The organism is Microcoleus sp. Pol8_D6 (assembly GCF_036700965.1).
Lineage (GTDB): Bacteria > Cyanobacteriota > Cyanobacteriia > Cyanobacteriales > Microcoleaceae > Microcoleus.
On the sequence record NZ_JAUBPW010000002.1, the window covers coordinates 16,166 to 41,720 of the forward strand.

Annotated in this window: 17 protein-coding genes; 10 read left to right on the top strand and 7 right to left on the bottom strand. The window is 46.6% G+C overall.

Features of this window, described 5'->3' with window-relative positions; all coding sequences use genetic code 11:
• Window positions 1–38 precede the first annotated feature (38 nt).
• The 4 genes from QUA10_RS01005 to QUA10_RS01020 all read right to left on the bottom strand — a co-directional run bounded on the left by QUA10_RS01005 (window position 39) and on the right by QUA10_RS01020 (window position 4,694).
• Window positions 39–1,559, bottom strand: coding sequence for a methyltransferase (locus tag QUA10_RS01005; RefSeq protein ID WP_333082266.1), 1,521 nt, complete (start codon window positions 1,557–1,559; stop codon window positions 39–41).
• Window positions 1,560–1,574: 15 nt separating this feature from the next.
• The gene (locus tag QUA10_RS01010) at window positions 1,575–2,987 is read right to left on the bottom strand and encodes an ABC transporter ATP-binding protein (protein WP_333082265.1); all 1,413 of its coding nucleotides are present in this window, start codon (window positions 2,985–2,987) and stop codon (window positions 1,575–1,577) included.
• A gap of 134 nt (window positions 2,988–3,121) precedes the next feature.
• A complete protein-coding gene (locus tag QUA10_RS01015; protein ID WP_333082305.1) occupies window positions 3,122–3,973 on the bottom strand; it encodes an ABC transporter permease in 852 nt (283 codons plus the stop codon).
• A 181-nt stretch (window positions 3,974–4,154) separates the two neighbouring features.
• Window positions 4,155–4,694 carry a hypothetical protein gene (locus QUA10_RS01020; RefSeq protein WP_333082263.1) on the bottom strand — a complete coding sequence of 180 codons (540 nt, stop codon included), beginning with the start codon at window positions 4,692–4,694 and terminating at the stop codon, window positions 4,155–4,157.
• A gap of 71 nt (window positions 4,695–4,765) precedes the next feature.
• On the opposite strand from QUA10_RS01020, the gene ruvB reads away from it, so the two are divergent.
• A complete protein-coding gene (gene ruvB, locus QUA10_RS01025; RefSeq protein ID WP_333082262.1) occupies window positions 4,766–5,863 on the top strand; it encodes a Holliday junction branch migration DNA helicase RuvB in 1,098 nt (365 codons plus the stop codon).
• A 141-nt stretch (window positions 5,864–6,004) separates the two neighbouring features.
• Here ruvB and QUA10_RS01030 read toward each other — a convergent pair whose 3' ends face one another.
• Window positions 6,005–7,336 carry a TAXI family TRAP transporter solute-binding subunit gene (locus QUA10_RS01030; RefSeq protein ID WP_333082261.1) on the bottom strand — a complete coding sequence of 444 codons (1,332 nt, stop codon included), beginning with the start codon at window positions 7,334–7,336 and terminating at the stop codon, window positions 6,005–6,007.
• Window positions 7,337–7,535: 199 nt separating this feature from the next.
• Here QUA10_RS01030 and recN point away from each other — a divergent pair, with 199 nt between their 5' ends.
• From recN to QUA10_RS01075, 9 genes are all read left to right on the top strand, one after another.
• Entirely contained in the window at window positions 7,536–9,290 is a 1,755-nt protein-coding gene (gene recN, locus QUA10_RS01035; protein ID WP_333082304.1) for a DNA repair protein RecN, read from the top strand.
• Between the two features lie 600 nt (window positions 9,291–9,890).
• Window positions 9,891–13,073, top strand: coding sequence for a GAF domain-containing protein (locus QUA10_RS01040; RefSeq protein ID WP_333082260.1), 3,183 nt, complete (start codon window positions 9,891–9,893; stop codon window positions 13,071–13,073).
• A gap of 453 nt (window positions 13,074–13,526) precedes the next feature.
• Window positions 13,527–14,075, top strand: a complete 549-nt coding sequence (locus QUA10_RS01045) for an inorganic pyrophosphatase (protein WP_333082259.1) — start codon at window positions 13,527–13,529, stop codon at window positions 14,073–14,075.
• Window positions 14,076–14,235: 160 nt separating this feature from the next.
• Window positions 14,236–15,543: a serine/threonine-protein kinase gene (locus QUA10_RS01050; protein ID WP_333082258.1), complete on the top strand. Its 1,308-nt coding sequence runs from the start codon at window positions 14,236–14,238 to the stop codon at window positions 15,541–15,543.
• Window positions 15,544–15,685: 142 nt separating this feature from the next.
• A complete protein-coding gene (locus QUA10_RS01055) occupies window positions 15,686–17,191 on the top strand; it encodes a serine/threonine-protein kinase (RefSeq protein WP_333082257.1) in 1,506 nt (501 codons plus the stop codon).
• Window positions 17,192–17,439: 248 nt separating this feature from the next.
• Entirely contained in the window at window positions 17,440–17,952 is a 513-nt protein-coding gene (locus QUA10_RS01060) for an inorganic diphosphatase (protein ID WP_006634582.1), read from the top strand.
• A gap of 514 nt (window positions 17,953–18,466) precedes the next feature.
• The gene (locus QUA10_RS01065; protein WP_333082256.1) at window positions 18,467–19,375 is read left to right on the top strand and encodes an MBL fold metallo-hydrolase; all 909 of its coding nucleotides are present in this window, start codon (window positions 18,467–18,469) and stop codon (window positions 19,373–19,375) included.
• Between the two features lie 20 nt (window positions 19,376–19,395).
• The gene (locus tag QUA10_RS01070; RefSeq protein WP_333082254.1) at window positions 19,396–19,962 is read left to right on the top strand and encodes a diheme cytochrome C; all 567 of its coding nucleotides are present in this window, start codon (window positions 19,396–19,398) and stop codon (window positions 19,960–19,962) included.
• 399 nt (window positions 19,963–20,361) lie between these two features.
• Window positions 20,362–20,919, top strand: a complete 558-nt coding sequence (locus tag QUA10_RS01075; RefSeq protein WP_333082253.1) for an HPP family protein — start codon at window positions 20,362–20,364, stop codon at window positions 20,917–20,919.
• A 143-nt stretch (window positions 20,920–21,062) separates the two neighbouring features.
• Here the strand turns inward: QUA10_RS01075 and QUA10_RS01080 are convergent, their stop codons facing one another.
• Window positions 21,063–22,199: a phosphodiester glycosidase family protein gene (locus QUA10_RS01080; protein ID WP_333082252.1), complete on the bottom strand. Its 1,137-nt coding sequence runs from the start codon at window positions 22,197–22,199 to the stop codon at window positions 21,063–21,065.
• 141 nt (window positions 22,200–22,340) lie between these two features.
• A complete protein-coding gene (gene ppc / locus QUA10_RS01085; protein ID WP_333082251.1) occupies window positions 22,341–25,466 on the bottom strand; it encodes a phosphoenolpyruvate carboxylase in 3,126 nt (1,041 codons plus the stop codon).
• Window positions 25,467–25,555 lie beyond the last annotated feature (89 nt).

Sequence of the window (25,555 nt, forward strand, 5' to 3'; positions counted from 1 at the left end):
TCCCTCGCCCTAATACCCACACCAACCAAATTTACTCACTACTCTCCTGCTAAGCCCAGGGAGCGCCTGACTTGAAACCACGCGCTTCTAATCTTCCAGAACTTACTGCTTTCCATTGCTAAAACTCGACACTTTGCTTGCTCTAGTTCTTGCTTGAGATTAATTAGTTGATTTTCAGTTTTTTCCAACTGCATTTGCACAGCTACTAACTGATTTTGAGTTTGCTCCAATTGCGTTTGAGCTGAAACTAATTGAGTTTGAGCTTCTTGCAAACTTGTTTGAGATTCTTCCAACTTTGTTTCAGTAATCATTAACTTACTTTGATTTTGCTCCGATTCTATCCTAGCCGACTCTAACTGAGTCTCAAGTAATTTGAGTTTTGTCTGAGTAGAACCCAACAAAGACTGCGATTGTCTTTGGTTAACCAGCGATTTAACAGTGCAAGTTTCCAGAATCCATTCCCAGCCATAGTTATTGATTGCTTTGACTATTAACACATCCTGCAGCCCTACAGTGTTTTTGGGTAAATAACAGCTCCAACCCGACTGCAAAGCCCCATCAGTTTCAAAATATCCAGCCACATCCGGGCGATCGTAAAAAGGCTCGCACCTCTGTACAACCTCGCCGTTTACCAGCACTTGCAGCTCCTCAATTCGACCGTTGAGGTTCACATCAGCTACCCATCCTTCTAGATACAAATTCTCCTTATTCGTAAAAGCAGCAACATCAATATATCCTTCCGGGTGATGATTGAAATTCAACTCCGAAAAATCTCTAGCTAGCTCATTAGTAACAACATACAAATCCTGAAATCTGCAGATGCCTTTTTTGATGCGATGAACAAAAGCTTTGCCTCCGCTAACTCGCGCGACACATTCTCTCACAAACTTTTCAGTTACATAAGTTGTGCCGTATTCCTCCTTATCTAAAGACTGGCTTTCGCTTTGAGGACTAAACAAAATACCATTGGCCGGCATTTCTATACTGGCTAGGCGCAAACACTCATCGTGAACGCTGAACATTAAAATGCCGTTAGGAGTCAACAAATCGTACAAATTTTGTAACCAATTTGTAAAAGTTCTTTCCGGCATATGGCTGAAAAAAGAATTAGCCAGAATGCAGTCAAACTTGCGGTCAATTAAATAATTTTCTGGTTTCCCAGTTGAGACAATACCGTTAACGCCCAAGTATTCAGTTTGAAACTTAACCGCATTAGCATAAATATCAGAAACCCAAATTCGTTCCGGCGGTATTTCCTGAATCAAAAACCTGGTAAATCTACCGTAACCGCAGGCAAAATCTAGAAAAGAGGGTACTTTTTCAAAACTACCAAAATGCCATTCCACAACTTGTTTAACCGTATCCAAGATGCGACGCCCGATCGAATAATAGCGCACCAAAGCCCGATCGCGATCGTCTTTGACGTTGTTCAAGCTGAACAAATACATTTCATCGTCTTCGCAGATATTCAGTTTAAAATTTTCGGGAAACTTAGTTTGATCTTGAATAAATGCTTTGATTACGGGATTTTCGACTAAATCTAAATTGATATCGCTCATTGTTTTTACAGAATTTTAGATAACCTCTGTTGACTGCTCTTTTACTAGAGCATCAGCATTAACAACAGTTAAACACGGTTCGATCAGCAAGTCAACGATGCCGTTACCGCAAGACTCAGTACAAGACTGAACTCTAAACATCGCCACATCAACACAGCGATCCAGATAAGTTAAATCTCCATCTACCGTTCCCACAACTCCAGCATTCAGAAAATAAACACCGGGATTCAGCAAACATTTAAAATGAAACTTTACTACAATTGTCGTTCCTGCTTCCACGTACCTAACTGACTGAGTAGAAGCCTTCAAAGAAGCACCCGCCAACTCAAAACCGCTAATTGTTTTAATCAACATTCCAAACCTAACCTTGGAAGTTGACCGCGAGAAAGTGACAGAGTAAGTATAAATATAATCTTGACGACCTAGCAAGTGATTTACCACCTTTCCCTTCAGCGTCTCGATGTGGGGGTTGATAATTTCCGCTCCACGAGACGGATACCTTACGGTATTCGACGGTATCATCCCCGGATCGTAAAATTCATCGTAATATTCCTGGGGTTTAGAAAGATGTTGCTCCGGTTTAACTTCCCTCTTTGTGCTTTCTAAATTAGCATCCTGAAGCTGGTCTTGACTTTCCTGTTTTGTCAGTTGGTTCAGAGTTCGAATATCTGACTTCAACCCCAGAACCTGATCCGGATCAGCATAAATCAGCTTTTGATACTTAGAAATTACCACTTTCGGCGTGTGAGCGAGCAGCAATTCACCGCTATCCATTAAAATTGCGGAGGTACAAAGTTGCACAACAGAAGTAGCAGCGTGAGAAACAAATAAAATCGTTCCGCCACCTTCCTGAATGCTTTGCAAGCGGGCAAAACACTTGCGTTGAAAAGCTTCGTCGCCCACCGAAAGCGCCTCGTCAACCACCAAAATATCTGGTTCGACGCTAGTCGCTACGGCAAAAGCTAGTCTGACAAACATACCACTAGAATAAGTTTTGACTGGCTGTTCAATGAAATCGCCAATATCAGCAAAAGCAGCTATATCGTCAAACTTTTCTTCAGTTTCTTTTTGATTGAATCCCAGTAACTGAGCGTTAAAAAACACATTTTGCCGCCCAGTAAATTCCGGGTTAAACCCGCTTCCGAGTTCCAACAAAGCGGAGACTCGCCCTTTAACATCCACGCTTCCTGTGGTAGGAGTCAGCGTCCCTACAATTATTTGCAGGAGAGTGCTTTTTCCCGAACCGTTGCGACCGACGATTCCCAGAGTTTGTCCTTGAGGAATTTCCAGATTGATGTCGTGTAGGGCCCAAAATTCGTCAGCCAGTTTTTTGCTGGGGTAAATAATTTCCTTTAAGCGGTCTCCTGGACGATCGTACCGCTTAAAGCATTTGGAAACATTTTTTAGTGAAATTACATTTTCTGTCATTGGCGGCAGTCAATCGATTTTAGATTTTAGATTTTAGATTTTAGATTGACTTCAAATCTCAAACATATTTACAGCACAATCGATTTTAGATTTTAGATTTTAGATTTTAGATTGACTGTAGATCTCAAACAAATTTACAGTACGTCAGCAAAAGCGGGACGCAAACGCCGATAAACAGCCAAACCTCCACAAAATATAGCAGCAGAAATTAGCGTGGCGACACCCCATTCGCCCCAATGCTTAACTTCTCCAAGCAGTATGAGGTCTCGATAAACCTCCGAGATGGTGGCCATTGGATTCAGCCAAAATATCCACGCTCGCCACTCTTGGGGGATGATTGATGCTGGGTAGACGATCGGCGTCAAATAAAACCAAAAATTTAGAATAACACCTAATGTCTGAGGAATGTCTCGCAAAAATACAGTCAAGCCCGCTGTCAAATATCCCAAACCAGCAGTTATCAGCAACTGAGGTATCCACACCAGCGGCAGTAAGCATAAAGTAGCGTTGAGCTTTTGCGACGACACTGCTACTATCACAATCAAAGCTGCTAAACCCAGAGAACTTTCAAGAAAAGCTGTAAAAATGGGCACTAGGGGCAGCAAACCGAGAGGAAATACCACTTTTTTTACTAAATTCGGCTGCCCCACCACCGATACTGCCGACTTGATCAAACCGCTGGTGAAGGCAGTCCAAGGCAGCAAACCTGCAAACAACCAGACTCCAAATGTAATGTCGCTGTTTTCTGGGAAGCCTGCAAGGCTGAGCTTTACCTTGAGGACGATCGAAAATACGTATGTGTAAATCACCAATTGCGATAGCTGATTCAGCAGCGGCCACAAATTGCCCAGAATCGAGCCTTTGTATTGAGCTTCCAAGTCCCGGCGCACCAATGTTGCCAGCAGATTCAGCTTCGCCCACCGCCGGGGCGTATTTGCCGGCCGCCGGCCGCCCAGCCTTCGGACCTTTTGGGCAACTCCTTTCACAGTTCTCTGCAATTTTTTCGCCCTCGTTCACTAGCTTCACACCTAAATCAACTCAAGCTACAATTATGCAGCTTTTGTTAAACCGCAATTATTCCACAGCCCCGCCGCTTTGATCAAGGATCTGCCACCCTGGCTTGGGCTTCTTCGTTCTTTCTTCTTTCCCCTTCCTTCGGAGGTTATTTTAGCCGATCACCGATCGAACTGCCGAACCCATCGCTAGTTTTTGCTCGTCGTCGTAGCCCCACCGCTGGAAAAACTTTTCATACTTGCCGTTGGCACTCTGCAAACTTTCTAGCATTTGCGACGCTATAGTTTGACAGGCTGGCATTTGCAGCATTTGAATTAAATTGCGCGATCGCTCCTGCACTCTAGCAGAATCGGCCGCCATTTCCTCCTTTTGCTGGCGCGAATGATGTACAACCATTGCCGCCGACATCGCCAAATTTTTCACCAGCAGTTCTGCTACGATCTCAGGAGCCGATCGCAGCGCCTCGACTACTCCGGGTGACGGGTGATCTGCCTCCTGTCGATCGTCCGTTAGATAGGTGACAAAAAACCCCCTAGCACCATTTTGTGTTTTCACCAAAGATGTAACAGCTTGCTGGATGTCGGCTTGTAAAAGTCGATCAGCCTCAATGAACGACAGTAAAGATTGAGTCAGCTCGATCGCCCCCTCAAAAGTTATGCTTTCCGATGCTAATAAAGAAGATGGAATACTCATAACGAACTCAATAATTGTCAAGATTCTGCCAATAATTGTAAACAATTCCCGCTGCCCGAGCGCAGATAAATATGGCTATTATCTCCTCCAAACAACAGCCCTCCGACCAAAATCTACCCGAAGACATAGCCCCAGCCCGTCGCAAAAAAGCCGCCAAACCCCAGGCGGAATCTTTGCTAGAATCGCAAGAACTACCCGACGAAATAAACAGCAAACAAGACGACAAAATCCGACCCCAGCGCTTAGCTGAATACATCGGACAAAAAGACTTGAGAGAAGTTTTGGCGATCGCAATTGCAGCAGCTAAATCTCGCGGCGAACCTATGGATCACCTGTTACTCTACGGGCCTCCAGGGTTGGGAAAAACCACAATGTCGCTAATTCTAGCAGCAGAAATGGAAGTTGAATGCAAAATTACCACCGCCCCAGCGTTAGAAAAACCGCGAGATATTGTCGGATTGCTGATCAACCTCAAAGCAGGCGACGTGCTGTTTATCGACGAAATTCACCGTTTATCTAAAGTAACAGAAGAAATCCTCTATCCGGCGATGGAAGACTGCCGCTTAGATATTACGATCGGTCAAGGCAAAAGCGCCAAAATTCGCAGCATTCCCCTGAAACCATTTACCTTAGTAGGAGCAACCACAAAAGTCGGATCGCTGACATCTCCATTGCGCGATCGTTTCGGCTTGATCCAAAGATTGCGGTACTACGAAATAGACGAACTCAGTCTAATTGTCCAAAGAAGTGCCCAAGTTCTCGACACTCAAATCACCCCAGAAGGAGCCACAGAAATTGCGCGCCGAGCTCGCGGAACGCCCCGGATCGCTAACCGCTTGCTGCGACGAGTTAGAGACTACAGCGAAGTCAAAAAATTAAAGCCAATTAATGGCGAAGTTGCCTCAGTTGCCCTCGAACTGTTCAACGTCGATCCGCTAGGTTTGGATTGGACTGATCGATGCCTTTTGACAGCAATGATCGAAAACTTTAACGGCGGCCCGGTGGGTTTAGAAACTCTCGCAGCTTCCACAGGAGAAGACACTCAAACAATTGAGGATGTATACGAACCGTATTTAATGCAAATCGGATTTTTGCAGCGCACAAGTCGGGGCAGAATTGCCACAGCCGCTGCTTGGAAACACTTAGGCTTCGTCGGCTCAAAGGAGTAGAAACTGCTGAATTACGCAGCCATTCCGTTTGTAGTTGCGCTTTAGGAATTAGAATTAATCTCAACTACAAACTTTGGGGCGTAACGATCGCAACTACGAACCTCTAGGGGTTCAAGCCCAAGTGCCAACGAGAAATATAAATTAAATCTCCCGTTCTTTGATAAGAGTGGCATCAGATTCTACACAATTGGAAACAAACTGCACATTCCGCAGAATTTTTTCTCGTTCCCCTGCAATCTTAATCGCAGTTTCCCAAGTAAAAGTAAAAGATTGAAAAGATTCAGAATCAATCCGATCTTCATCCAAATCCACAATCACTTGATTAAAAATATTAAATAACTCTGCTTGCAACCGATCGATTTCTTCCAAAGCTTTCGCTTGGCGAATTTGTTGGATCAAACTTAAAATATCCAAATTAAATTTATCAGCTCGGTTTTTTTGTTTCTGCAAAAAGCGCGATCGCAACTGCCAAAGCCAAGAAGCCAAAAGAGTGCCGATGGAGACAAACAAACCGATAGCATCAGAATTAGCAGCAACAAAATCCGGCTTTTCGCGATCGTAATAAGCCTGAGCGCCCTCATGAACGGGCAAAGACAAACTCCCGCTGCCTCCCGGCTGACTAATCATAGCTCCCAGGGAATTAGCAGCTACCAAGTTGCGGCGGTAATCGAACAGAATTCGCGTAATTTCCTTGACGATTATCGGATCTAGATCCTCACCAGCCAGCAGATTAGCCTGCACTCCAACGCTGGGTAAATCCGCATCGGGAACCGCAGGATCAGCCTTGTAAGTACCCTTGGGAATCATATCAGCTTCCAGATAAGGTACTTTAATTCTCATCGCAGCTCCTTGGTCAATCGGCACCAACTTGCCCCGGGTATTTTTCAACAAATCTCTAACAACATCGCTCCCCGGAGGTAGCACCCTAAAAATAGCATCAACCTCGCCGCTAGCAAACAACTTAGTAGCATCATCCCAAGAGCCAGCAGTAAATTTAAAATCGCTTTCTTTCAAACCGTAATGTTTGCTGACCAACCAAAAAGAAGTGTAAGAACCGCTACCTTCAGCCATCAGCGCAATATTTTTTCCCTGCAAATCAGCAACATTTTGAATACCAGACTTTTCCGAAACAATTAAGTGAAAAACCTCCTTAAACAAAGCAGCCACTACCCTCGCCGAGGGCCCCCCCTCTGTATTGTTCTGCACGATCGCTAACTGCACCTCATTTGCCTCAAGCCGGCGCATATTTTCCTCAGCACCTTGACTCTCAATAACTCGAATTCGCAAACGCGGATTTTGTTGCGTAACTACCTCAGCAATTGCCTGCCCGAAAGGATAATAATTTCCGCTTTTCGTTCCAGTCGCAAGGGTTAATTCATGGACTCGCTGCTTGTCTTGGTGCAGATTCCACCCAAAAGCTCCAATTAAGACAACACTTAATAGAGCAATGGGAAACAGAAATTTATTTTGCATTAAGGTTGAGACTCCATCAATAATGGCAAAATCAAAAGTATTCTAGTTAAAAATGAAAATTGGACTCGGAGAATTCGACGCGCCCGATAGTGGAGGAGCCAATCCCCGATGCCCGATGCCCGATGCCCGATGCCCAATTCCCGATGCCCAATTCCCGATGCCCGATGCCCGATGCCCAATTCCCAATCCCCCATCTTCCATGTTAATATCCCTCAGAATAGAAAACTTTGCCTTAATTGACTGCCTCGACTTAGAATTTGGCCCGAGTTTGAACGTATTTACAGGGGAAACCGGCGCTGGTAAATCGATTATCCTAGATGCGATCGATGCAGTTTTGGGCGGGAAAGTTGATCGCCGATCGATTCGCACCGGAGCAACGCGGGCAATACTGGAAGCTACCTTTGAATTGGACAAAGCCGCAGCTTTGTGGCTGGGCGAGCAAGAAATTGAACCCATAGACGGAAATTTAGCCGTTTGCAGCCGGGAAATTAACGCATCAAGCGGTGCTCTACGCACCAGATCCCGGTTGAACGGAATTCTCGTCAACCGCCAGTTAATGGACCAACTGCGCGATCGCCTGGTCGAAATTACCGCCCAAGGCCAAACCGTCCACCTCGGACAAGAAACCCTCCAGCGAGAATGGCTCGATTTATACGGCGGCAAAAAGCTCACTGAAGCTCGATCGATCATCGCCTCCGCGTGGCTGGGAGCCAACAACGCCAAAACAGCCCTCAAACGCAGGCGTCAGTCGGAACAGCAGCGACTACAAAGACTTGATTTGTTAGAATACCAAGTCCGAGAACTCGGCGAAGCCCACATCGAAGACGCCGACGAACTCGAACAGCTAGAACACGAATCAATCCGCCTCGGCCACGTCGTCGAATTGCAGCAGCAGAGTTACCAAGTCCACCAAGCCCTGTACCAAAACGATGGCGACACCGCATCAGCCGCCGACTTGTTGAGCAAAGCCGAAGTAATTTTAAGCGACATGGCTGTTTACGATGTGCAGTTGCAACCAATCCTAGAAATGGTCAGCGATGCTTTAGCTCAAGCCACAGAAGCCAGCCGACAAATTAGCAGCTACGGCGAACAATTAGAAGCAGATCCCGAAAGACTCGAAGAAGTAGAAGATCGGATTCGGGAGCTCAAACAAATTTGCCGCAAATACGGGCCGCTCAAAGAAGCGATCGCCTACTACCAAAGCATTCAAAACGAACTAAATGAACTTTTAGAAGGAGGCGAGTCAATGGAAGCCTTAGAACTCGCATATCAGAACGCTTTAGAGCAATTAAAAGACGCTTGCAGCCACCTCACCACCCTGCGGCGCGAAGCAGCCCTCAAACTAGAAACGCACCTCGTAGGAGAACTTAAGCCATTAGCAATGGAAAAAGTGCAATTTCAAGTCGAGATCTCGCCTTGTACTCCAACCGCGACCGGTGCCGACCAAATCGCCTTTTGTTTCAGCCCCAATCCGGGCGAACCTCTGCAACCTCTGGGCGCGATCGCCTCCGGGGGAGAAATGAGCCGCTTTCTACTCGCTATCAAAGCCTGTTTTTCCCAAATAGAAAGTGCCGGTACGCTGATTTTTGACGAAATCGACGCCGGAGTCTCCGGGAGAGTCGCCGGGGCGATCGCCAAAAAACTCTACCAACTTTCAGACAAACATCAAGTTCTCTGTGTCACCCACCAGCCGCTGATCGCCGCCATGGCTGATTTTCATTTTCGCGTCAACAAACAGACGATCGAAGCAGAACCAAGTATCGAGGAACCTGCAGCCAACTCCGAACCAGTCGAACGTACAGTAGTCAGAGTTGCCGCTCTCAACAGTGAGCAGCGGCGGGAAGAACTCGCCCAACTCGCCAGTGGCCGGTCAGCAACAGAAGCCATCGCCTTCGCCGAATCCCTGCTTGTCGAAGCCGCCGGATTGCGCCAAACTCAGTCGGCCCAACCCTGATCAGACCCTCAAGCCGATCGGGGGGTTAAAAGGCGGAGTTTTTTCAGAGTCGGAGGTTACACTAAAAATATCAACCGCAAATTTTACACAAAAAAGCTGAAAACCCCGTTAATTTAGTGGGATGAAAGCTAAGAGCAGCAAAATAGAGAGAAATTCGAGTTAAAAACCACAATTGTGTAGAGAAGGGCACACATCACTAGCAACTGGTAGTGTCACAATTGCAGCGAGTCCCACAAGGCCACCCCTCTTTCAGTAGTCCTCCCGCCAGTACGCTTTCCTGTTCCTGCGGGCGATCGGCTCAAAGCTCGGTAGAACATACTTAAACCAGGCACGCACAATGTCAAAATCAGTTAATAAACCCTTTAAACAAGATTGGCGCTCTGTAAAAAGATTGCAGCACTCCCACCGCCTCGTTACTCTCCCACCCTCCGTTCAGCAACAAGGTCAACTTAATTTCCCTTGTCTTGTGGCCGGAGTTCTGTAAACTGGGAAATACTTTCACACATACTTGAGTCTTGTGCGACAAGTGACTCACTAATCAACTTCCCCGCTCTCTTGGCTTAGAGACTAACCCTTACACTTAAGCTTCTGTAAAGGTCTATGAAATCTGCATCTTCCACCAATTACTCTTCTCTGGACAACGTGATTGATGTCGCTGTTGTCGGCGGTGAAAATCATCATCAGGAAAATTATTCTCCCCCGGAAATTAGGAGCAGTGCAATTATCCCGCGCCAAGGAAACCTCTCTGGCATTCTCGACCTTCTAAATAAGCAAAGTTTCACAGTAGTAGTTAAGGAAGTAGAAGACAAACTTAAGGTTGTCAATCAAACGCTGGGAATGCTCGACAATATCCTGGAGAGCGAGGGATTTGATGCCATACTCAACGAGATGTTGCAGTCGATCACCCTCAAAACAGGGGAATTGCTGAATGCCGATCGCACCACGATATTTTTATTAGACGACGAAAAAAATGAACTCTGGGCGATCGTTGCTAAAGACGAAAATGGCAAAAACCTAGAAATCAGAGTTCCCGCCCATGTAGGCATTGCCGGAGAAGTAGCCACGTTCCAAAAAGTGGTTAATATCCCTTACGATTTTTACAACGACGAACGATCGGCTAACGCCAAAAAATTTGACGAAAAAACGGGCTACCGCACTTATACAATGCTGGCAATGCCCCTGATTAATGAAGACACAAAAGAGTTAGTAGCAGTTGTTCAACTGATTAATAAATTAAGACCAAATCACGAAAAATACCCAACTTTAGACGAACAAATAGACAGGCACGGATTTACTAAAGAAGACGAACAAGTTTTTAAAGAATTTGCTCCCTCGATTCGCCTAATTCTAGAATCGTCCAAATCTTTCTACGCAGCAACTCAGAGACAACGAGCAGCAACGGCGCTGATGAATGCCGTCAACGCTCTTTCTCAGAGCAGTTTAGACTTAGAAGATACCCTAAAAAGGGTGATGGATCAGGCCCAAGAACTCATGAACGCCGATCGCAGCACCCTGTGGCTGATCGACGAAGAGAAAGACGAACTGTGGACGAAAATCCCGATGGGCGGCAACTTGAAAGAAATTCGCATACCCAGAACCGCCGGTTTTGCAGGCATCGTCGCCCAATCTAGCGAACCGCTGCTGATTCCCTTTGACGTGTACGACGACCCCCGCGCCGCCACTTCCAAAGAAGTCGATCAAAAGTCGGGCTACCGCACTTGCAGTATGCTTTGTATGCCAGTCTTTAACTCGGACAAAAAATTGATTGGCGTCACCCAATTAGTTAATAAAAAACGACAAGGAGAATTCCCCCCCTACAACCCGGAAGATTGGCCCCACGCCCCCGAACAGTGGAAAGCGAGTTTCAATCGCAACGACATGGAATTTATGAAGGCGTTTAACATCCAAGCAGGAGTCGCGCTGCAAAACGCCAAACTGTTTGCCGAAGTCAAACAGCAAGAACAAAGACAAAAAGATATGCTGCACGCCTTGACTAACGGCGTGATTTCTACAGATAAAAAAGGCAATATAGTAGCGACGAATCCCAGTGCCCAAAAATTACTGGGTGTCAGCGAGGCAGAATTAGCCGAAGGTCAATCTTTGCGCGAGTTAATTAAGTTAGAAAAAGGCGATTTTGCCAAATGGTTTGATGCGTCTTTGTCTCCAGAAGACGAGAAAGACCGCCAGCAGTATTACCCGGATCAAGTTTTGCTCTCCTGTGAAGCAAAATCCCAGAGTATCAATCTCTCGATTAATTCAATGACCGACGCTACCGACCCCAGCAAGGTCAACGGCGCGTTAGTAGTAATGGAAGATATTAGCAGCGCTAAGCAAGTCAAAAACTTGATGTACCGTTACATGACCCCAGAAGTAGCCGAAGCTTTGTTAGCTTCAGGCGATACTGGATTGGGCGGTAAGCGCAAAAACGTTTCGGTGCTGTTCTCAGATATTCGCAGCTATACCACACTTACGGAAAAATTGCAAGCCGAAGAAGTGGTAGTGATGCTGAATAAATATTTTGAAGTGATGGTAGATGTCGTATTCGAGTACGGAGGGACTCTCGACAAATACATCGGTGACGCTCTGATGGCAGTTTTTGGCTCTCCAGCGCCCCTAGAGGATCATGCTTGGTGCGCCATGCAAACGGCGGTGAAAATGCGGGAAAAACTGGCCCAGTTCAATCGAGAGCGTATGGCACATGGCGAATTGCCGATCGGCATCGGTATGGGCGTACATTCTGATGAAGTTGTCAGCGGCAACATCGGTAGTAGCAAACGCATGGAATTGACTTCTATAGGAGACGGCGTAAACCTCGCCTCTCGGTTAGAAGGCGCTAGCAAGCAGTACGGCACCGACTTGATCATCAGCGACAATACTTACAGAGATTATGCCGATCGGCTGTACGTGCGAGAACTCGACTTTATTACTGTCAAAGGCAAAAGCGAACCCGTAATCGTTTACGAACTCATTGGCATCCGCGAGGGATACTCGCCAGTGGGCAAGTCACTCACCGAAACACAGCAACAAATTGTAGAACATTACACCAAGGGGCGCGAACATTACAAAACTCCAGTTAGCCAAAGACTCTCAGAAAGTGAGGTGAAAAACATCTTAAAGGATGTCGCCGAAATGCCGGAGGCAGAGATTAAGAAACTGTCCTACAATCTAGAGCAACAGTTGGAACACGAACTCAAGAACCTGTTATATCAACTGAAAAAGCTGTCAGAGTACGACCCAAAAAACCTGTCCGAAGCAGACAAACTCATCGTACTGTTGCAGCCAGAAATCCAACTGCTGAAATTGGAAGGCATCAAAAACCTCTCGGAAGACGAAGCCAAAATGCTGCTGCAAGCAAAAATCAAGCCCCTATCAGCAGATGATATTAAATACTTGCAAGAAGGCGAAGTCAAAAAGCTGTTGGAAGCAGACATCTTAGAACCATCAAATCCCCAAATCAAGCGGCTGAAACCGGCAGAGATCAGGCAGCTATTGCAGGCGAAAATTAAAAGTCGGGCTTGCGAGACAGTTGCAGAAATGTTAGATGAGGAATTTGAAAACCTGGGACTTGATCGAGTGAAAAAACTGCTGAGCGAGTTTAAGAAATCCTTAGAACCAAAAGCCAAACAAGCCTTTAAAGACGCTGAACGCGAATTTAACGCCGTTCTGGAAGTTGACCCGAAAAACAAGGCAGCTAAATTGCACGTCGATCGCTGTATGTTATTTCAACATCGGTTTTCAGACGTACTCAACTGGGATGGTGTGTGGAATCTCACAGAAAAATAGCAGTAGCCCACAGCAAATGCTGGCGGTGGCGTCAGGGTTCCGGATGGGGGCGATCGCGATCGGGGGTGCGGCTCCCATCCCACCACCAATTAACCTGAATATCCTATTGAGGTAATGGTAAATAAGCTCCAACAGGTATTATGGTTATATAACCGGATTTGAATTTGCCAGCGAGATGCGGGGGTTTCGCCCTAGGTGTTTCGTTCGCACTACCTACCGCAACAAAATTAGCACTTCTATTATTTGAAGCGCTTAAAAATAGTTAGGACTGGCAGCAGCGTTACCCGGTTTCTGAGAAAAATCTGGGAGAAAGGCGACGAAACATCCGCTCAAAAACCGGGTTTCTCACCCCGCCCGCTTAAGTCTTAATAGCGTTAGCGGCTCCTAAAAAGAGCTGCCTTCGCAGATAGTCAATGTTTTAGTCTTAGATATAGAAAACCACTAGCGTCAGTTATGAATAATTGGAATTCGCAATCGGGAGATGTTGAGTGGGTAGATCAGGTTTACCAACTATTGCTGGAGATTGCTCGGAGCTCCCTGTCAGATATCCCCAGAATCCCGGAAAACATCACTGTTAAGGCTATCCCTCTGATCCAGAAGGTACAAAGCATTCAGCAAAGACCTGACGGGCAAGTGTTCAAATCAGGTTCCTTTTCAGTAAACGATCACGAATGGGTCGATCGAGTCTGCCAACTATTGGTAGAACTAACCAGCGCGTCTTTGTCCGAACAGCCCAAAATGCCGGAAAACCTTGCAGGCAGATCTTTAGCCCTCGCAGATCGAGCACAAAAAATTAAAGAAGATATCGAAGAAAATGCAGCCCAAACCCCAGCAGATGATGAGGACAATTCCTTACAGTCTCCAGACGCGCTGCTTTCCCTCTTGCACCACAGTTTGAAAACTCAGCGCGCCAAAAGCTACAACCCCGATGCCCCCGAATGGCAGCAAGTCTTGAGCCTGCTCGACGTAGTGCAGTCAATTTACAAGCAAATCCAAAATTAAATTCAAGCTTAACTCAGGCCGATCTTTATGGTGTGCGATCGCTGGCTATTAAAGGCAGTTGCTATTTGACATAAAAATTTTTTTGCCCTAGCCCGAACATTTCCGATTATTGCACTTTTGTCAACTACACTAGGTTTAATCGGTTCTAGGGCAAAAGAACATGAGCGGAGAAAACATCGGCGATTTGTCAAAAGAAATATTAGCCGATCGCTATCAGTGCGATCGGCGGCTCGGCAAGCAAGCAGGACGGCAAACTTTACTCGCCCGCGACTTAAAAACGCAACAGCAAGTAGTAGTCAAACTCCTGTCATTCAGCAGCGACTTTAACTGGGAAGACTTAAAACTGTTCGAGCGAGAAGTCGAAACCTTAAAATCCCTATCCCATCCCGCAATTCCCCGATATCTCGACTCCTTTGAAATCGACACGCCCAAGCGCAAAGGATTCGCCCTAGTTCAGAGTTACATCGAAGCCAAATCCCTACAAGAATATCTTTCAGACGGCCGCACCTTCAGCGAAAGCGAAGTCAAACAATTAGCAACAGCATTATTAGACATCCTCGCATACCTGCACCAGCGACAGCCCCCGGTGATTCACCGCGACATTAAACCCAGCAATATTTTACTCAAGAATCGATCGGGCAACAGCGTCGGCAAAGTCTACCTAGTCGATTTTGGTGCAGTTCAAACCCTAGCAACCCAACAAGGAAAAACAGTCACCGTTGTCGGAACTTATGGCTATATGCCGCCCGAACAATTTGGCGGCAGGGCAGTTCCCGCTTCCGACTTGTACAGCGTGGGAGCAACATTAATCGCCTTAATTACCAAGCAGCATCCAGCCGATTTGCCGCAGCAAGATTTGCAGATCGAGTTCGAGCAATTGACCAAACTCAGTCCCGGTTTTACCAATTGGCTGAAGTGGATGACGCATCCGAGTTTAGAATGCCGTCCCGCCTCAGTCCAGAGCGCAAAAGAAGTTCTAGAAAAACCACAGGAAATAAATAAATATTCCCAGACATTGAGACTGGGAAAAACGCTAGATACCTCTAGGTTGTTCAAGAATGCGATCGGGCGCAGCACTTGGATGGGCACTCTAGGTGTAGGAGCTTGTGCAGCAATTTACGGCACCTTTCTTTTGCCGATAGTGGCGACAATTTTCGGAGGATTTATCGGTCTTTTTCTGGGCTTGCTGCTGGGGTTGGGAAACGGAATAATCGTAGGAATTGTGACGCGCTTGTGGTTTTTTCCCCTAACTAATCCCAAACTTCACCGACAGGTTTTAACTGCAATTAGTATTGTACTCTGTACCTCGATAAGCATCGTCTACTTTCGGATAATGGGTTGGAATAAGCTAAACGATTTGAGTTTTGAGATTATTTTCGTGCTAGCACCGTCGCTAATTGCAGGACTGTCAATGGGGGCAAGTAGCAAGTCTATTGCCCGGTGGTATCAAAAAGAAAGTGGACTGTAATCTAAAATTTACAGTTCTGGACTCACTCCGAGCAAATAAACCGGGTTTTTACGAAAAGACGCATTACAACCGCCAGACTCGCTAAACAACCCGGTTTCTGAACCCCGACGCTCCCCTCACACTCAAATTCATGTAAAAAAATATGACTAGCAAAATATTAGCAGAACGCTACGAAGTGCAGCGACAACTAGGAAAACAAACTGGTCGCCAAACGCTGCTGGCTCGTGACTTACAAACTCACGAATTAGTTGTTATCAAACAGCTATTCCTCGGCAGCGATTTTGAATGGCAAGACCTCAAGCTATTTGAACGGGAAGCGGAAACTTTAAAAGCACTTTCTCACCCAGCAATTCCGCGCTACCTCGACTACCTGGAAATTGACGAACTAAACAGTAAAAGCTTTGCCCTGGTACAGACTTATGTAGAGGGAAAAACTTTGCAAGAGCATTTGCGATCGGGGCGTACTTTTAGCGAAAGCGAAGTGAAAGAATTAACTAAATCGCTGTTAGCAATTTTGAATTATTTGCACAAGCAAAATCCGCCTGTTATTCACCGCGATATTAAACCTAGCAATATTTTACTGCATAGCAGATCAGGTAACTCGGTTGGACAAGTTTATTTAGTTGATTTCGGTTCGGTGCAAAACCAAGCTGCAAAATTTGGCGGCACAATTACAGTAGTGGGAACTTACGGATATATGGCACCGGAACAATTTGGCGGGCGCTCGGTTCCGGCTTCTGACCTCTACGGTTTAGGTGCAACTTTAATTTATTTGGTAACGGGTTTGCATCCGACCGAACTGTCGCAGCAGGATTTGAAAATTCAATTTTCCGATCGGGTACCGCAGATCAATCCTACTTTAATAGATTGGCTGGAGTGGATGACAGAACCAAGTTTGTCCAAACGGTTATCTTCGGCTGGGGAAGCATGGCGAGGGCTTAAAAATCCCCGCCTTATCAACAAAAGTCCTATGGTGGTGCTGCAGCCACAAGGCAGCGATATTAAACTTACAAGAAATTCGGAGTTTATAGAAATTGTAATTCCGCCACAAGGCATCGGTTTTGGTTTAATTGCCACGCTTTCGGCTGTGGTATCTGCGAGTCCTGTCTCATTTATAGCAAGGGATATGTTGAGCGATGCGTTAAAGATAAATCCCCAATTTTTTATAATAATATCAGGAAGTTTGTTATGTATGGCAGGATTAAAGTTGATATTTGCACTATTTAGGGAAAGGCGCCTCAGAATTGATCGGCTGCAAATCTCGCATACAAGCAATCTGCTGGGGTTGAGATGGAATCATGCCAAGCCATCTCCCAGAAACGAGATTGGCCAGTTGAAAATTCAACAACGTGAATATAGAAACAGCGGTATTGGTGTAAAAGTTATAAAACTTATGATTTTTGCTTTTTCAATCCCTAGAGAGTTATATCAAACGGCATCATTACTTATGCAGAAGAGCTACTCGGAAGTGAAATTAGGGAAAGTCTATCAGATGATTGTTCAAGCCGGCAACCACAAATATCAGTTAGGACTGAAGGAGGGACTAAGTGAATCAGAAATCAAGTGGTTAGCAACAGAACTAAGCCTGTGGTTGGGTTTGAAAATTAAAATAATTTTGACAGACGGTAAACAGAATAAATGGTTCTGAAAATATCTGTCGATCGCCCAAACAAAGCATTCTCCTCTCAACCTGTGGGATGGGCGTCCAGCCCGTACCTCTCAAACTGTGGGATGGGCGTCTCGCCCGTCGAGTGTATTCTTCCCCCAGCCGGCGACACACTCCCCCGCTTTCGGTCAATCTCATGCAGTATCGATCCCGATCGCCCGTAAAATGCTATCAAAGGGATTTGGCAAGTAGCACTCATCCCAATCATCTGTTAACTTGGAGATATTGTTGTGGACTTATCGCTAATTCCGGCACAGCCGAAACCAGGACTGCTCAACGTCCTCATCGAAATTACCGCCGGTAGCAAAAACAAGTACGAATTTGATAAAGACTTGCAAGCCTTTGCTCTCGATCGGGTGCTTTCTTCCTCAGTCCAATATCCGTGCGACTACGGCTTCATACCCAACACCTTAGCCGATGATGGCGACCCCCTCGACGGCATGGTGATGATGGATGAGCCCACATTTCCAGGGTGCATAATCGCAGCCCGTCCGATCGGAATGCTGGAAATGATCGACGGAGGCGACAGGGACGAAAAACTTTTGTGCGTTCCCGACAAAGACCCCCGCTACGCTCACTATAAGTCCCTCAAAGACGTAGCCCCCCACCGCTTGGACGAAATAGCCGAATTTTTTAGAACCTACAAAAATTTGGAGAAAAAAGTCACGGAAATTCTGGGTTGGCAAGATGTCGATCAAGTCATGCCCTTAGTGGAAAAGTGCATCGCAGCCGATCGCAAATAAGCCCCTAGCCCGCACTCCTCGACTGCAACCCGACTAAAAACTCAGGGGGCCGAACTTAAGGCGCTGCTGCACGTCTAGGGATGTAGTCGAGGAACGGGTAGCTAGAAGGTCAAATCCGTCGTCAATGCTGAGTCACCGGAATAGCATTTCTAAAAACCCCGCCCCGGCCCCAATCTTGAAAAAAATACTACTCCTAGAGTAAGATTAAGCGCAAATTATACCGCTGGGGAATGCGTTCTACGTTTGAGGAAGTTTTACCCGAACAACTCTGGTTCGGCGCTATCTTAATTTCAGAACAAAGAACACGACGGGCAGCCCGCATGATGCAAAAAATAATCTCTCAAGCGTGACATCTCCTACACGAATCGGTAAGGTTGAGAATTCTAACAGCCCAAGTATTAGGTACTCGAATGGTTTCCCGATCAAGGGCTTTATTATAGTACAGATTGCTAAAAAGTAAAAACTAAAAACTAAGATTTCAACTCCCAAGTTCCAGCCCCCAAAGCAAAAAAAAATGCCAGATTCCGCACCCTCTCTACCCAATCCACAGCCTTCCGATCACAAAGCCACTATGGAAAATAGTCCTTTGACCGAGTTTGTCGTTCAGTTTTGGGGCGTGCGGGGCAGCATCGCCACCCCCGGCACCAAAACACTGCGCTACGGAGGCAACACCTCCTGTGTAGAAATGCGCTTGGGCAAAAAACGTTTGATTTTTGACGGTGGTACGGGCCTGCGAGTTCTGGGCCTCAATCTGCTGCGGCAAATGCCGGTGGAAGCCCATATGTTTTTCAGCCACACTCACTGGGATCACATTCAAGGGTTTCCGTTCTTTACTCCCGCCTTTATCCCAGGGAACTGCTTTCACATTTACGGTGCGATCGCCCCCAACGGCACTACAATCAAACACCGTCTTGCCGACCAAATGGTGCACCCCAATTTTCCCGTCCCCATCCAGGTGATGCAGTCAGACCTCAAATTCAACGATTTGACCCCTGGGGATATTCTCGAACTCGACGATGTGAAAATCGAAACTGCACTGCTGAACCATCCCAACACCGCGATCGGATATCGAGTCACCTGGGAGGGACACACAGCCGTCTACTGCACCGATACAGAACACTTTCCCGATCGCCTGGACGACAACGTGTTACACCTAGCTCGCAACGCCGACGTGCTGATTTACGACGCCAACTACACCAACGAAGAGTATTACGACTTCAAAACCCCAAAAGTCGGCTGGGGACACTCGACTTGGCAAGCAGGAGTAGAAATAGCCAAAGCTGCTGGAGTCAAAAAAATTGTGATGTTTCACCATGATCCGGGTCACGACGACAATTTTCTCGATCGTACAGAAGCAGAGGTGCAGGCAGTTTTCGCCAATAGCTGCTTAGCCCGCGAAGGCATGAGCATACCAGTGATTTAACCAAAAATAAATTCAGAATTATGAAACACGAAAAACCCCGCAAACGTCGCAGAGTAGGCTTGCGAGGGCTTTACTCAACGTTGCTAGTATTGATAATTATCTGTTGTACCTGCGGCGGATGGGTTGCAGCTCAGACTGCCTATTCTGGTACTCCCGCGCGACTTGCTCAGGTTTCTTCGATCGAGGATACTGGTACGGTCGATCGTATCCCCGAACGCTACCAACTCGGACAGCAACTGTATTTAGAAAACTGCGCCACCTGTCACATCGCTTTACCGCCGCAAGTATTACCTACAGAAACTTGGCGCAGATTGCTGCAAGATCCCCAACACTACGGACAAACCCTCAAACTGCTAGTAGACCCGCCCCGCATCCTAGTATGGAACTACCTGCAAACTTTTTCCCGTCCCCAAGCAAAAGACGAAGAACTCGCCTACCGAGTCGCCAGTTCTCGCTATTTCAAAGCACTGCACCCCAAAGTCAAGCTGTCACAACCCGCAAATATCAGCAGTTGCGTTACTTGTCACCCCGGTGCATCTCAATACAATTTCCGCAAGCTTACCGCCGAGTGGCAAAACTCTCCGTAACGAAGATTAAGTTCGTAATTATATCCGAGTGCGAGCGAGACGATCGCACTAACCAGAAAACGGCGATCGCATTCTGACCTAGAGACTTATCCAAAGTGTGGGTGCGATCTTTCAATTTGTGCTTACTGGGCATCGCACCTTACAAATAACCTCTGGCTTTACCCTCATCAATAACTCTGACGGCTAACGGTGAAGTTGTGCGACTGCCGATAACGTCTGTTGCCAAACCGACCAAACTTGCTAGTGGATTCCCAGCGAGTGGTTAGCTGCTGCTTGAGTGGCATACAAGTAAAAAATCTGTGCCTTTAACTACTTTTTGAGCAATTGTTATGATATCTTAACTTTACCGGAGGCTAGTTCCGACAATTTAAGAAGCCTGGTTATCAAGTAACCTAATTTATGATTGACAGTAAAAAAATTAAACTGAAATGGGAAAGTTATTGGTTTAAAACCTTTGGGAGATGGCGATCGTGTCCATTGAGCTGCCCCGTAGACAGACCTCATCCTAGGCATATTGTTTGGAGTTGGATTGGCAGTTTTTTGGCAATTACTGCAACGTCCTATCTTGCTGTAAAAACTAATTCTCCTTTACTAATGGCTCCGTTTGGCGCTACAAGCGTTCTGATCTTTGGTGTCCCTGACAGCCCTTTGGCTCAACCCCGGAATGTCATTGGGGGCAATTTCTTCGCTGCTCTCACCAGTTTAATGATTCTGCATTTTCTTGGTTCTTCTCCCTGGGCGATGGGAATGGCTGTTTCTAGTGCGATCGGAATTATGCAGCTTACCAGAACTCTACATCCGCCTTCGGGAGCAGTTGCCTTAGTCGTCATGATGACCCAACCAGACTGGAAATTTTTGCTAACACCTGCTTTTGAGGGCTCAATAATCTTGGTCTTGTGCGCCGTCATCTTTAATAATTTAGCGGCAGAAAGGACGTATCCCAACCACTGGTTATAGCATTGTCTTTAATTTTCTCATCCTTCTCTCGGGAGCACTACCCAAAATCTGGATGCTCCCTCGATTCCGACTTCCTTCTTCCTTCTTTCTTCCATCCGTTACATCCCGATTCACTGCGAGTTGCCGAACTTCCTGCTGCTAGATCAATCAAAAAACACTGATTTGTCCGGCGTTGGTCGAGATCCCTTTTGAAAGCGTTCCCAGGACTCCTTTAACTGAGTCGGCGCTGGATATTCTTTATCGTAAACCACCAGGACATTCGTCAAATTCCGTCCCGGCGGCAATAAAATCTCCCCTTGATGAGCCAAACCCACCGAAGCGCCCCCGTCCAAATTCATCGCTTCAAAACAGCCGATAGCTTGCATAACTTTAGCTTCTGCTTCCAAAGACAAACTATCCAGAAAAGTCACCAACAATAACTTATCTCTGGAAGCCGGAAAGCCGATCGCCGTTCTCGATCCTACGCCCAAAACATGAGAATCTTTAAAACCTTCCGATAAAGGAGACAGCCAAACTTTCCCCCCTTTAACCAATCTTGGCCCGCAAGTCAGAGAAAACCACTGTTGACTCCAATCCGGCTTACCTTCAGTTCTAGCCGTCACCATTTCCAATTGATTTCCCGCTTTAATTCCCAAAGTCGTGCCGTAATTTTCCCATCGACTATATTTCAGATACTTACCGGCCGCCACCATATTTCCCAGCACAGATTTCTGCTCATCTTTACCAAAAAAAGTTCCGTTAGCAACAACAGCAGCCCGGTAACGCGACACCATACTTTCAAAAGGTTCGTCGCCCCGCGTGACTTTAGAAGTATTTGCAAAGTCTGCATTATTAGCTAGCCAAATTGTGATATAAATTTCTGGGTCTGCGAGGTCAATAGTTGTTAGATAAAAACTTGCGCCAGCTACATTTTGGCTGCTGACTTGTACAGATTTTGCTTGCTTAGCAGAACGTTTGATAATTTGAGGTTGAGACGGTTGCGTAGGCGGAGAATTTTCGGGCGATTTTACAATAGGATTACTCGGCAGAGGTTGATGGGTTTTTGCCGATTTTACAATGGGATTGTTAGGGAGATGTGGAGGAGTTTGATTTGATTGTATACTTGATACAAAAGCGAGTGACTTTTGCCACAGTTGACCCGCCAGAGTCAAGAAACTATCTCGGTTTTGGGCGATCGCAAAATAGTCAGCCACAACCCGCGCCAAAGCGATGCCCGTTAAAAATAAAAAAGTGCGCCGCAGCATCGGGCGACAACCTTCAGACTGTTTGGGTTTAGACATAAAAAATCTCAGCTAGGATAGCGAACAGTTTCCTATGGCTGTGACTACAATGGGCGGGCGATCGCCTGAATTCTGAAACTACCAGTAGCAAGGTGCTCCATCGCGCACCTCACCACTAATTCACAACTCAAAACTATTTGCCTAGCCGGTATTCCGCATCCCCGCAGCAATTCCATTAATCGTCAGCAGAGCTCCCCGCAACAATTCACCCTTGCTGTAACGCGAGTGAATCACCCCCGGAACCCCGCCACTACCGTGCTGCCGCAAGCGTTTCAGCAACGAAACCTGCAACAAACCCAAAGGCACAATCGTCGCATTTCGCAACTGCACCGATCGCTGCAGCGATGGATCTTCGTCCAACAAACGTTGGTGTCCGGTAATCGTTAAAACCAAATCGCGAATCAAGTGAAATTCGGCAGCAATTTGATCAAATAAAGCCTTAAAACGCTCCTTATCAGCCGGCAAACCTAACTCCTGCACGTAGTGTTCTGCAATCTGCAAATCCACCTTAGATAAAGTCATTTCCACCTTAGAAATTACCATTCTAAAAAATGGCCATTTCAAGTAGAAATACTGCAAAAGTTTCATGTGTTCTTCCGGTTCCTCCAGCAAAAACTCTTGCAAAGCTGTGCCGACACCGTACCAAGAAGGCAGCAAAAAGCGGCTTTGAGTCCAGCTAAACACCCACGGAATTGCTCGCAAACCGCTGATGTCTTTTTTGCCACCGCGCCGGGCCGGACGAGAACTAATTTGCAACTGGCTGATTTCTTGAATCGGGGTAACTTGGTGGAAGAAATCAACTAAATCCGGCTGCTCGTAGATTAAATGGCGGTAGTGCGATCGCGATTTCGCCGACAACTCCTCCATAATCTCATTCCAAGGGTCGATGCCATCAAAACCAGTGTGCAGCAAACTAGCTTGAATTACCGCCGCCGCCACAGTTTCCAAATTGTAAAGCGCCAACTCCGGCAAAGAATATTTAGAAGCCAAAACCTCGCCTTGTTCGGTAATCTTAATTCGCCCGCTAATACTCTTTCCAGGCTGAGCCAAAATTGCCTTGTAAGCAGGCCCGCCGCCTCGCCCTACAGAACCGCCTCGGCCGTGAAAAATCCGCAACTCTACATTGTATTTTTCCGCAACCATTTGCAAAGCCTTTTGAGCTTTGTGGATTTCCCAATTGCTGCTGAGAAAACCCGAATCTTTATTGCTATCGGAATATCCCAGCATCACCTCTTGCAATTTGAGAATTTCGATTGGGCATTTGAGATTTTCTGCGTTTTTTACCGCTAGTTCCTGCGCGTATCCTCCTGCTAGCAAAGCTCGATAAAGTGGCAAATCAAATATTTGCTGCATAACTTCCGGCGCTTTTTTCAAATCTTCCACAGTTTCAAACAGGGGAACTACTTGAATGCTGCTAATTCCTGTCGCCGGATCGTAAATTCCGGCTTCTTTTGCTAACAACAAAACCGCCAGTAAATCGCTGACATCGTGGCTCATGCTAATGACGTAAGTTTCACAAATTTCAGGACCAAACTCCTGCTGCATTTGCCGCAATATTCGGAAGGTATTGATGGTCTCGCAAGTTTTGGGAGAAAAGGGCAATTCTGCTGGAATTAAAGGGCGGCGAGTTTGCAGCTCCGTTGCCAGCCAAATAATTCGATCGCATTCCGACATTTGATTGTAAGGCTTGGGCAAAATTTGCAAGTATTCAGCAATTTCGCTCAAAGCGTCGGAGTGTACTGTTGACTCTTGGCGGATATCTAGGTAAGCCAAATTAAATCCGTAAATTTCTACTTGGCACAGCAGATTTTCCAAGTCCCGACAGCTCAAACCTGTTTCCACTAAATTGCGCTCGATGAGCTGCAACTCGGTCAAAAACTCAGTACCAGATCGATAAAGCCCCGACATTCCGGGATGTTCTGACAAAGCTTCGCGTTCCCGCTGCAACTCGTCTCCTTTGTAGAGTCGCCAATTGCGATCACGCGTATTTTCCAGTCGCTGCTGCACGTAGGCCAGCTTCAACCGATAAGGTTCTTGGCGGTAGCGAATTGCCCATTGCTCGTAAACCTCCGGGAATTCCGATTTGTCGCGATCGAGAGATTCGAGCAATTCCGGCAGCACGTCGCTCCAGTGCAGCGACAAACTCAAAAGTTCGTTCAGCCGCTTCACGGCGTTGATGTACTTACACAGCACCAAATGGCGCTGATAACAAGCGGTTTGCCAAGTAACTTTCGGAGTCACAGAAGGATTGCCGTCTCTGTCGGAACCTACCCAAGAACCAAATTTGCAAAAATTGTAACTCGGCGGTTTCAGATAAGGATAAGAAGCTTGCAGCGCTTGCTTGAGTCGGTGGTAGAGTTCTGGAATTGCATCAAACAACACTTCATCAAAGTAGTGCAGAGTGTACTCCACCTCGTCAAGCACAGTCGGCTTGAACTGGTGCAGTTCATCAGTGCGCCACCATAGGCGAATTTCTTCCATCAGTTGCTCTTGGAGAGCGGCTGCTTCCCAGCAAGACACCGGATAGGGGCTTTGAGAGTCGGCCCCCAGTACCTGAAATTTCTCGTCAACTTGGTCTAGCTGTTGGAGAATCTTCGCCATTCGTCGCTGTTTGGTGCGGATCGTGTGGCGAACAATTTCCGTCGGGTGAGCAGTGAATACCAAGCGGATGTCTAACTGATCGATCAAGCGCTGGATTTGCTGGCTGGGCACGTTCAAGCGCAGCAGCATCGGGAACAGTTGGTGAAAAGTGCCGGCATCACGAGTGATCATCTCGTTGCTGTCTGCCTTGCTCAAAGCCATTTGAGCTGGGACTGGGCCTTCCCGGTGGCGCGGGCGATCGGGGGCATCAGTTGCTTGTCCGGGCAGCTTAGAAAACATCCGCCCACCAGCATCGTTGCTGCTAACGTAAGCTAGCTGTTGGTCTCGCTGTTCGTAGTGCTGTTCGACAATGTTGATCAACTGAAAATACAGTGCAAAAGCCCTAGCGGCCCGGATGGCGGCGTTGAGGTCGAGCTTTTCGATTAGCTGTACGACATTCGACTCGCGAAAGTGAGTGGCCTGTCCCTCGGCGGAATTGACCGATCGCATTTGTTGGAGCAAATCCACCAATTCCTGCCCGCACTCCTGTCGCAGCACCGATTCCCACAAGTCCTCTACAACTTTGAGGCGATTTCGCAGAAACAGGTCTGATTTTGAGTAAGCGGGAGAATGGGAAATAGATGTTGTATCAATAGCCTGTTCTGAAGACTGGAGGACTGAACTCATCGGGCTGTTCCTCAATAGCTGCGGGTGTCAAGAAAATTGTATGGTTTAGTTTCGCCTAAAACACTTTTGTTTGCAGTCAAATTTGAGAC

Excerpts from the sequence above, each read along its gene's own strand:
- QUA10_RS01005 (WP_333082266.1), bottom strand. The coding sequence starts at position 1,559 with ATGAGCGATATCAATTTAGATTTAGTCGAAAATCCCGTAATCAAAGCA.
- QUA10_RS01010 (WP_333082265.1), bottom strand. The coding sequence starts at position 2,987 with ATGACAGAAAATGTAATTTCACTAAAAAATGTTTCCAAATGCTTTAAG.
- QUA10_RS01020 (WP_333082263.1), bottom strand. The coding sequence starts at position 4,694 with ATGAGTATTCCATCTTCTTTATTAGCATCGGAAAGCATAACTTTTGAG.
- ruvB (WP_333082262.1), top strand. The coding sequence starts at position 4,766 with ATGGCTATTATCTCCTCCAAACAACAGCCCTCCGACCAAAATCTACCC.
- QUA10_RS01030 (WP_333082261.1), bottom strand. The coding sequence starts at position 7,336 with ATGCAAAATAAATTTCTGTTTCCCATTGCTCTATTAAGTGTTGTCTTA.
- recN (WP_333082304.1), top strand. The coding sequence starts at position 7,536 with ATGTTAATATCCCTCAGAATAGAAAACTTTGCCTTAATTGACTGCCTC.
- QUA10_RS01040 (WP_333082260.1), top strand. The coding sequence starts at position 9,891 with ATGAAATCTGCATCTTCCACCAATTACTCTTCTCTGGACAACGTGATT.
- QUA10_RS01045 (WP_333082259.1), top strand. The coding sequence starts at position 13,527 with ATGAATAATTGGAATTCGCAATCGGGAGATGTTGAGTGGGTAGATCAG.
- QUA10_RS01050 (WP_333082258.1), top strand. The coding sequence starts at position 14,236 with ATGAGCGGAGAAAACATCGGCGATTTGTCAAAAGAAATATTAGCCGAT.
- QUA10_RS01055 (WP_333082257.1), top strand. The coding sequence starts at position 15,686 with ATGACTAGCAAAATATTAGCAGAACGCTACGAAGTGCAGCGACAACTA.
- QUA10_RS01065 (WP_333082256.1), top strand. The coding sequence starts at position 18,467 with ATGCCAGATTCCGCACCCTCTCTACCCAATCCACAGCCTTCCGATCAC.
- QUA10_RS01070 (WP_333082254.1), top strand. The coding sequence starts at position 19,396 with ATGAAACACGAAAAACCCCGCAAACGTCGCAGAGTAGGCTTGCGAGGG.
- QUA10_RS01075 (WP_333082253.1), top strand. The coding sequence starts at position 20,362 with ATGATTGACAGTAAAAAAATTAAACTGAAATGGGAAAGTTATTGGTTT.
- QUA10_RS01080 (WP_333082252.1), bottom strand. The coding sequence starts at position 22,199 with ATGTCTAAACCCAAACAGTCTGAAGGTTGTCGCCCGATGCTGCGGCGC.
- ppc (WP_333082251.1), bottom strand. The coding sequence starts at position 25,466 with ATGAGTTCAGTCCTCCAGTCTTCAGAACAGGCTATTGATACAACATCT.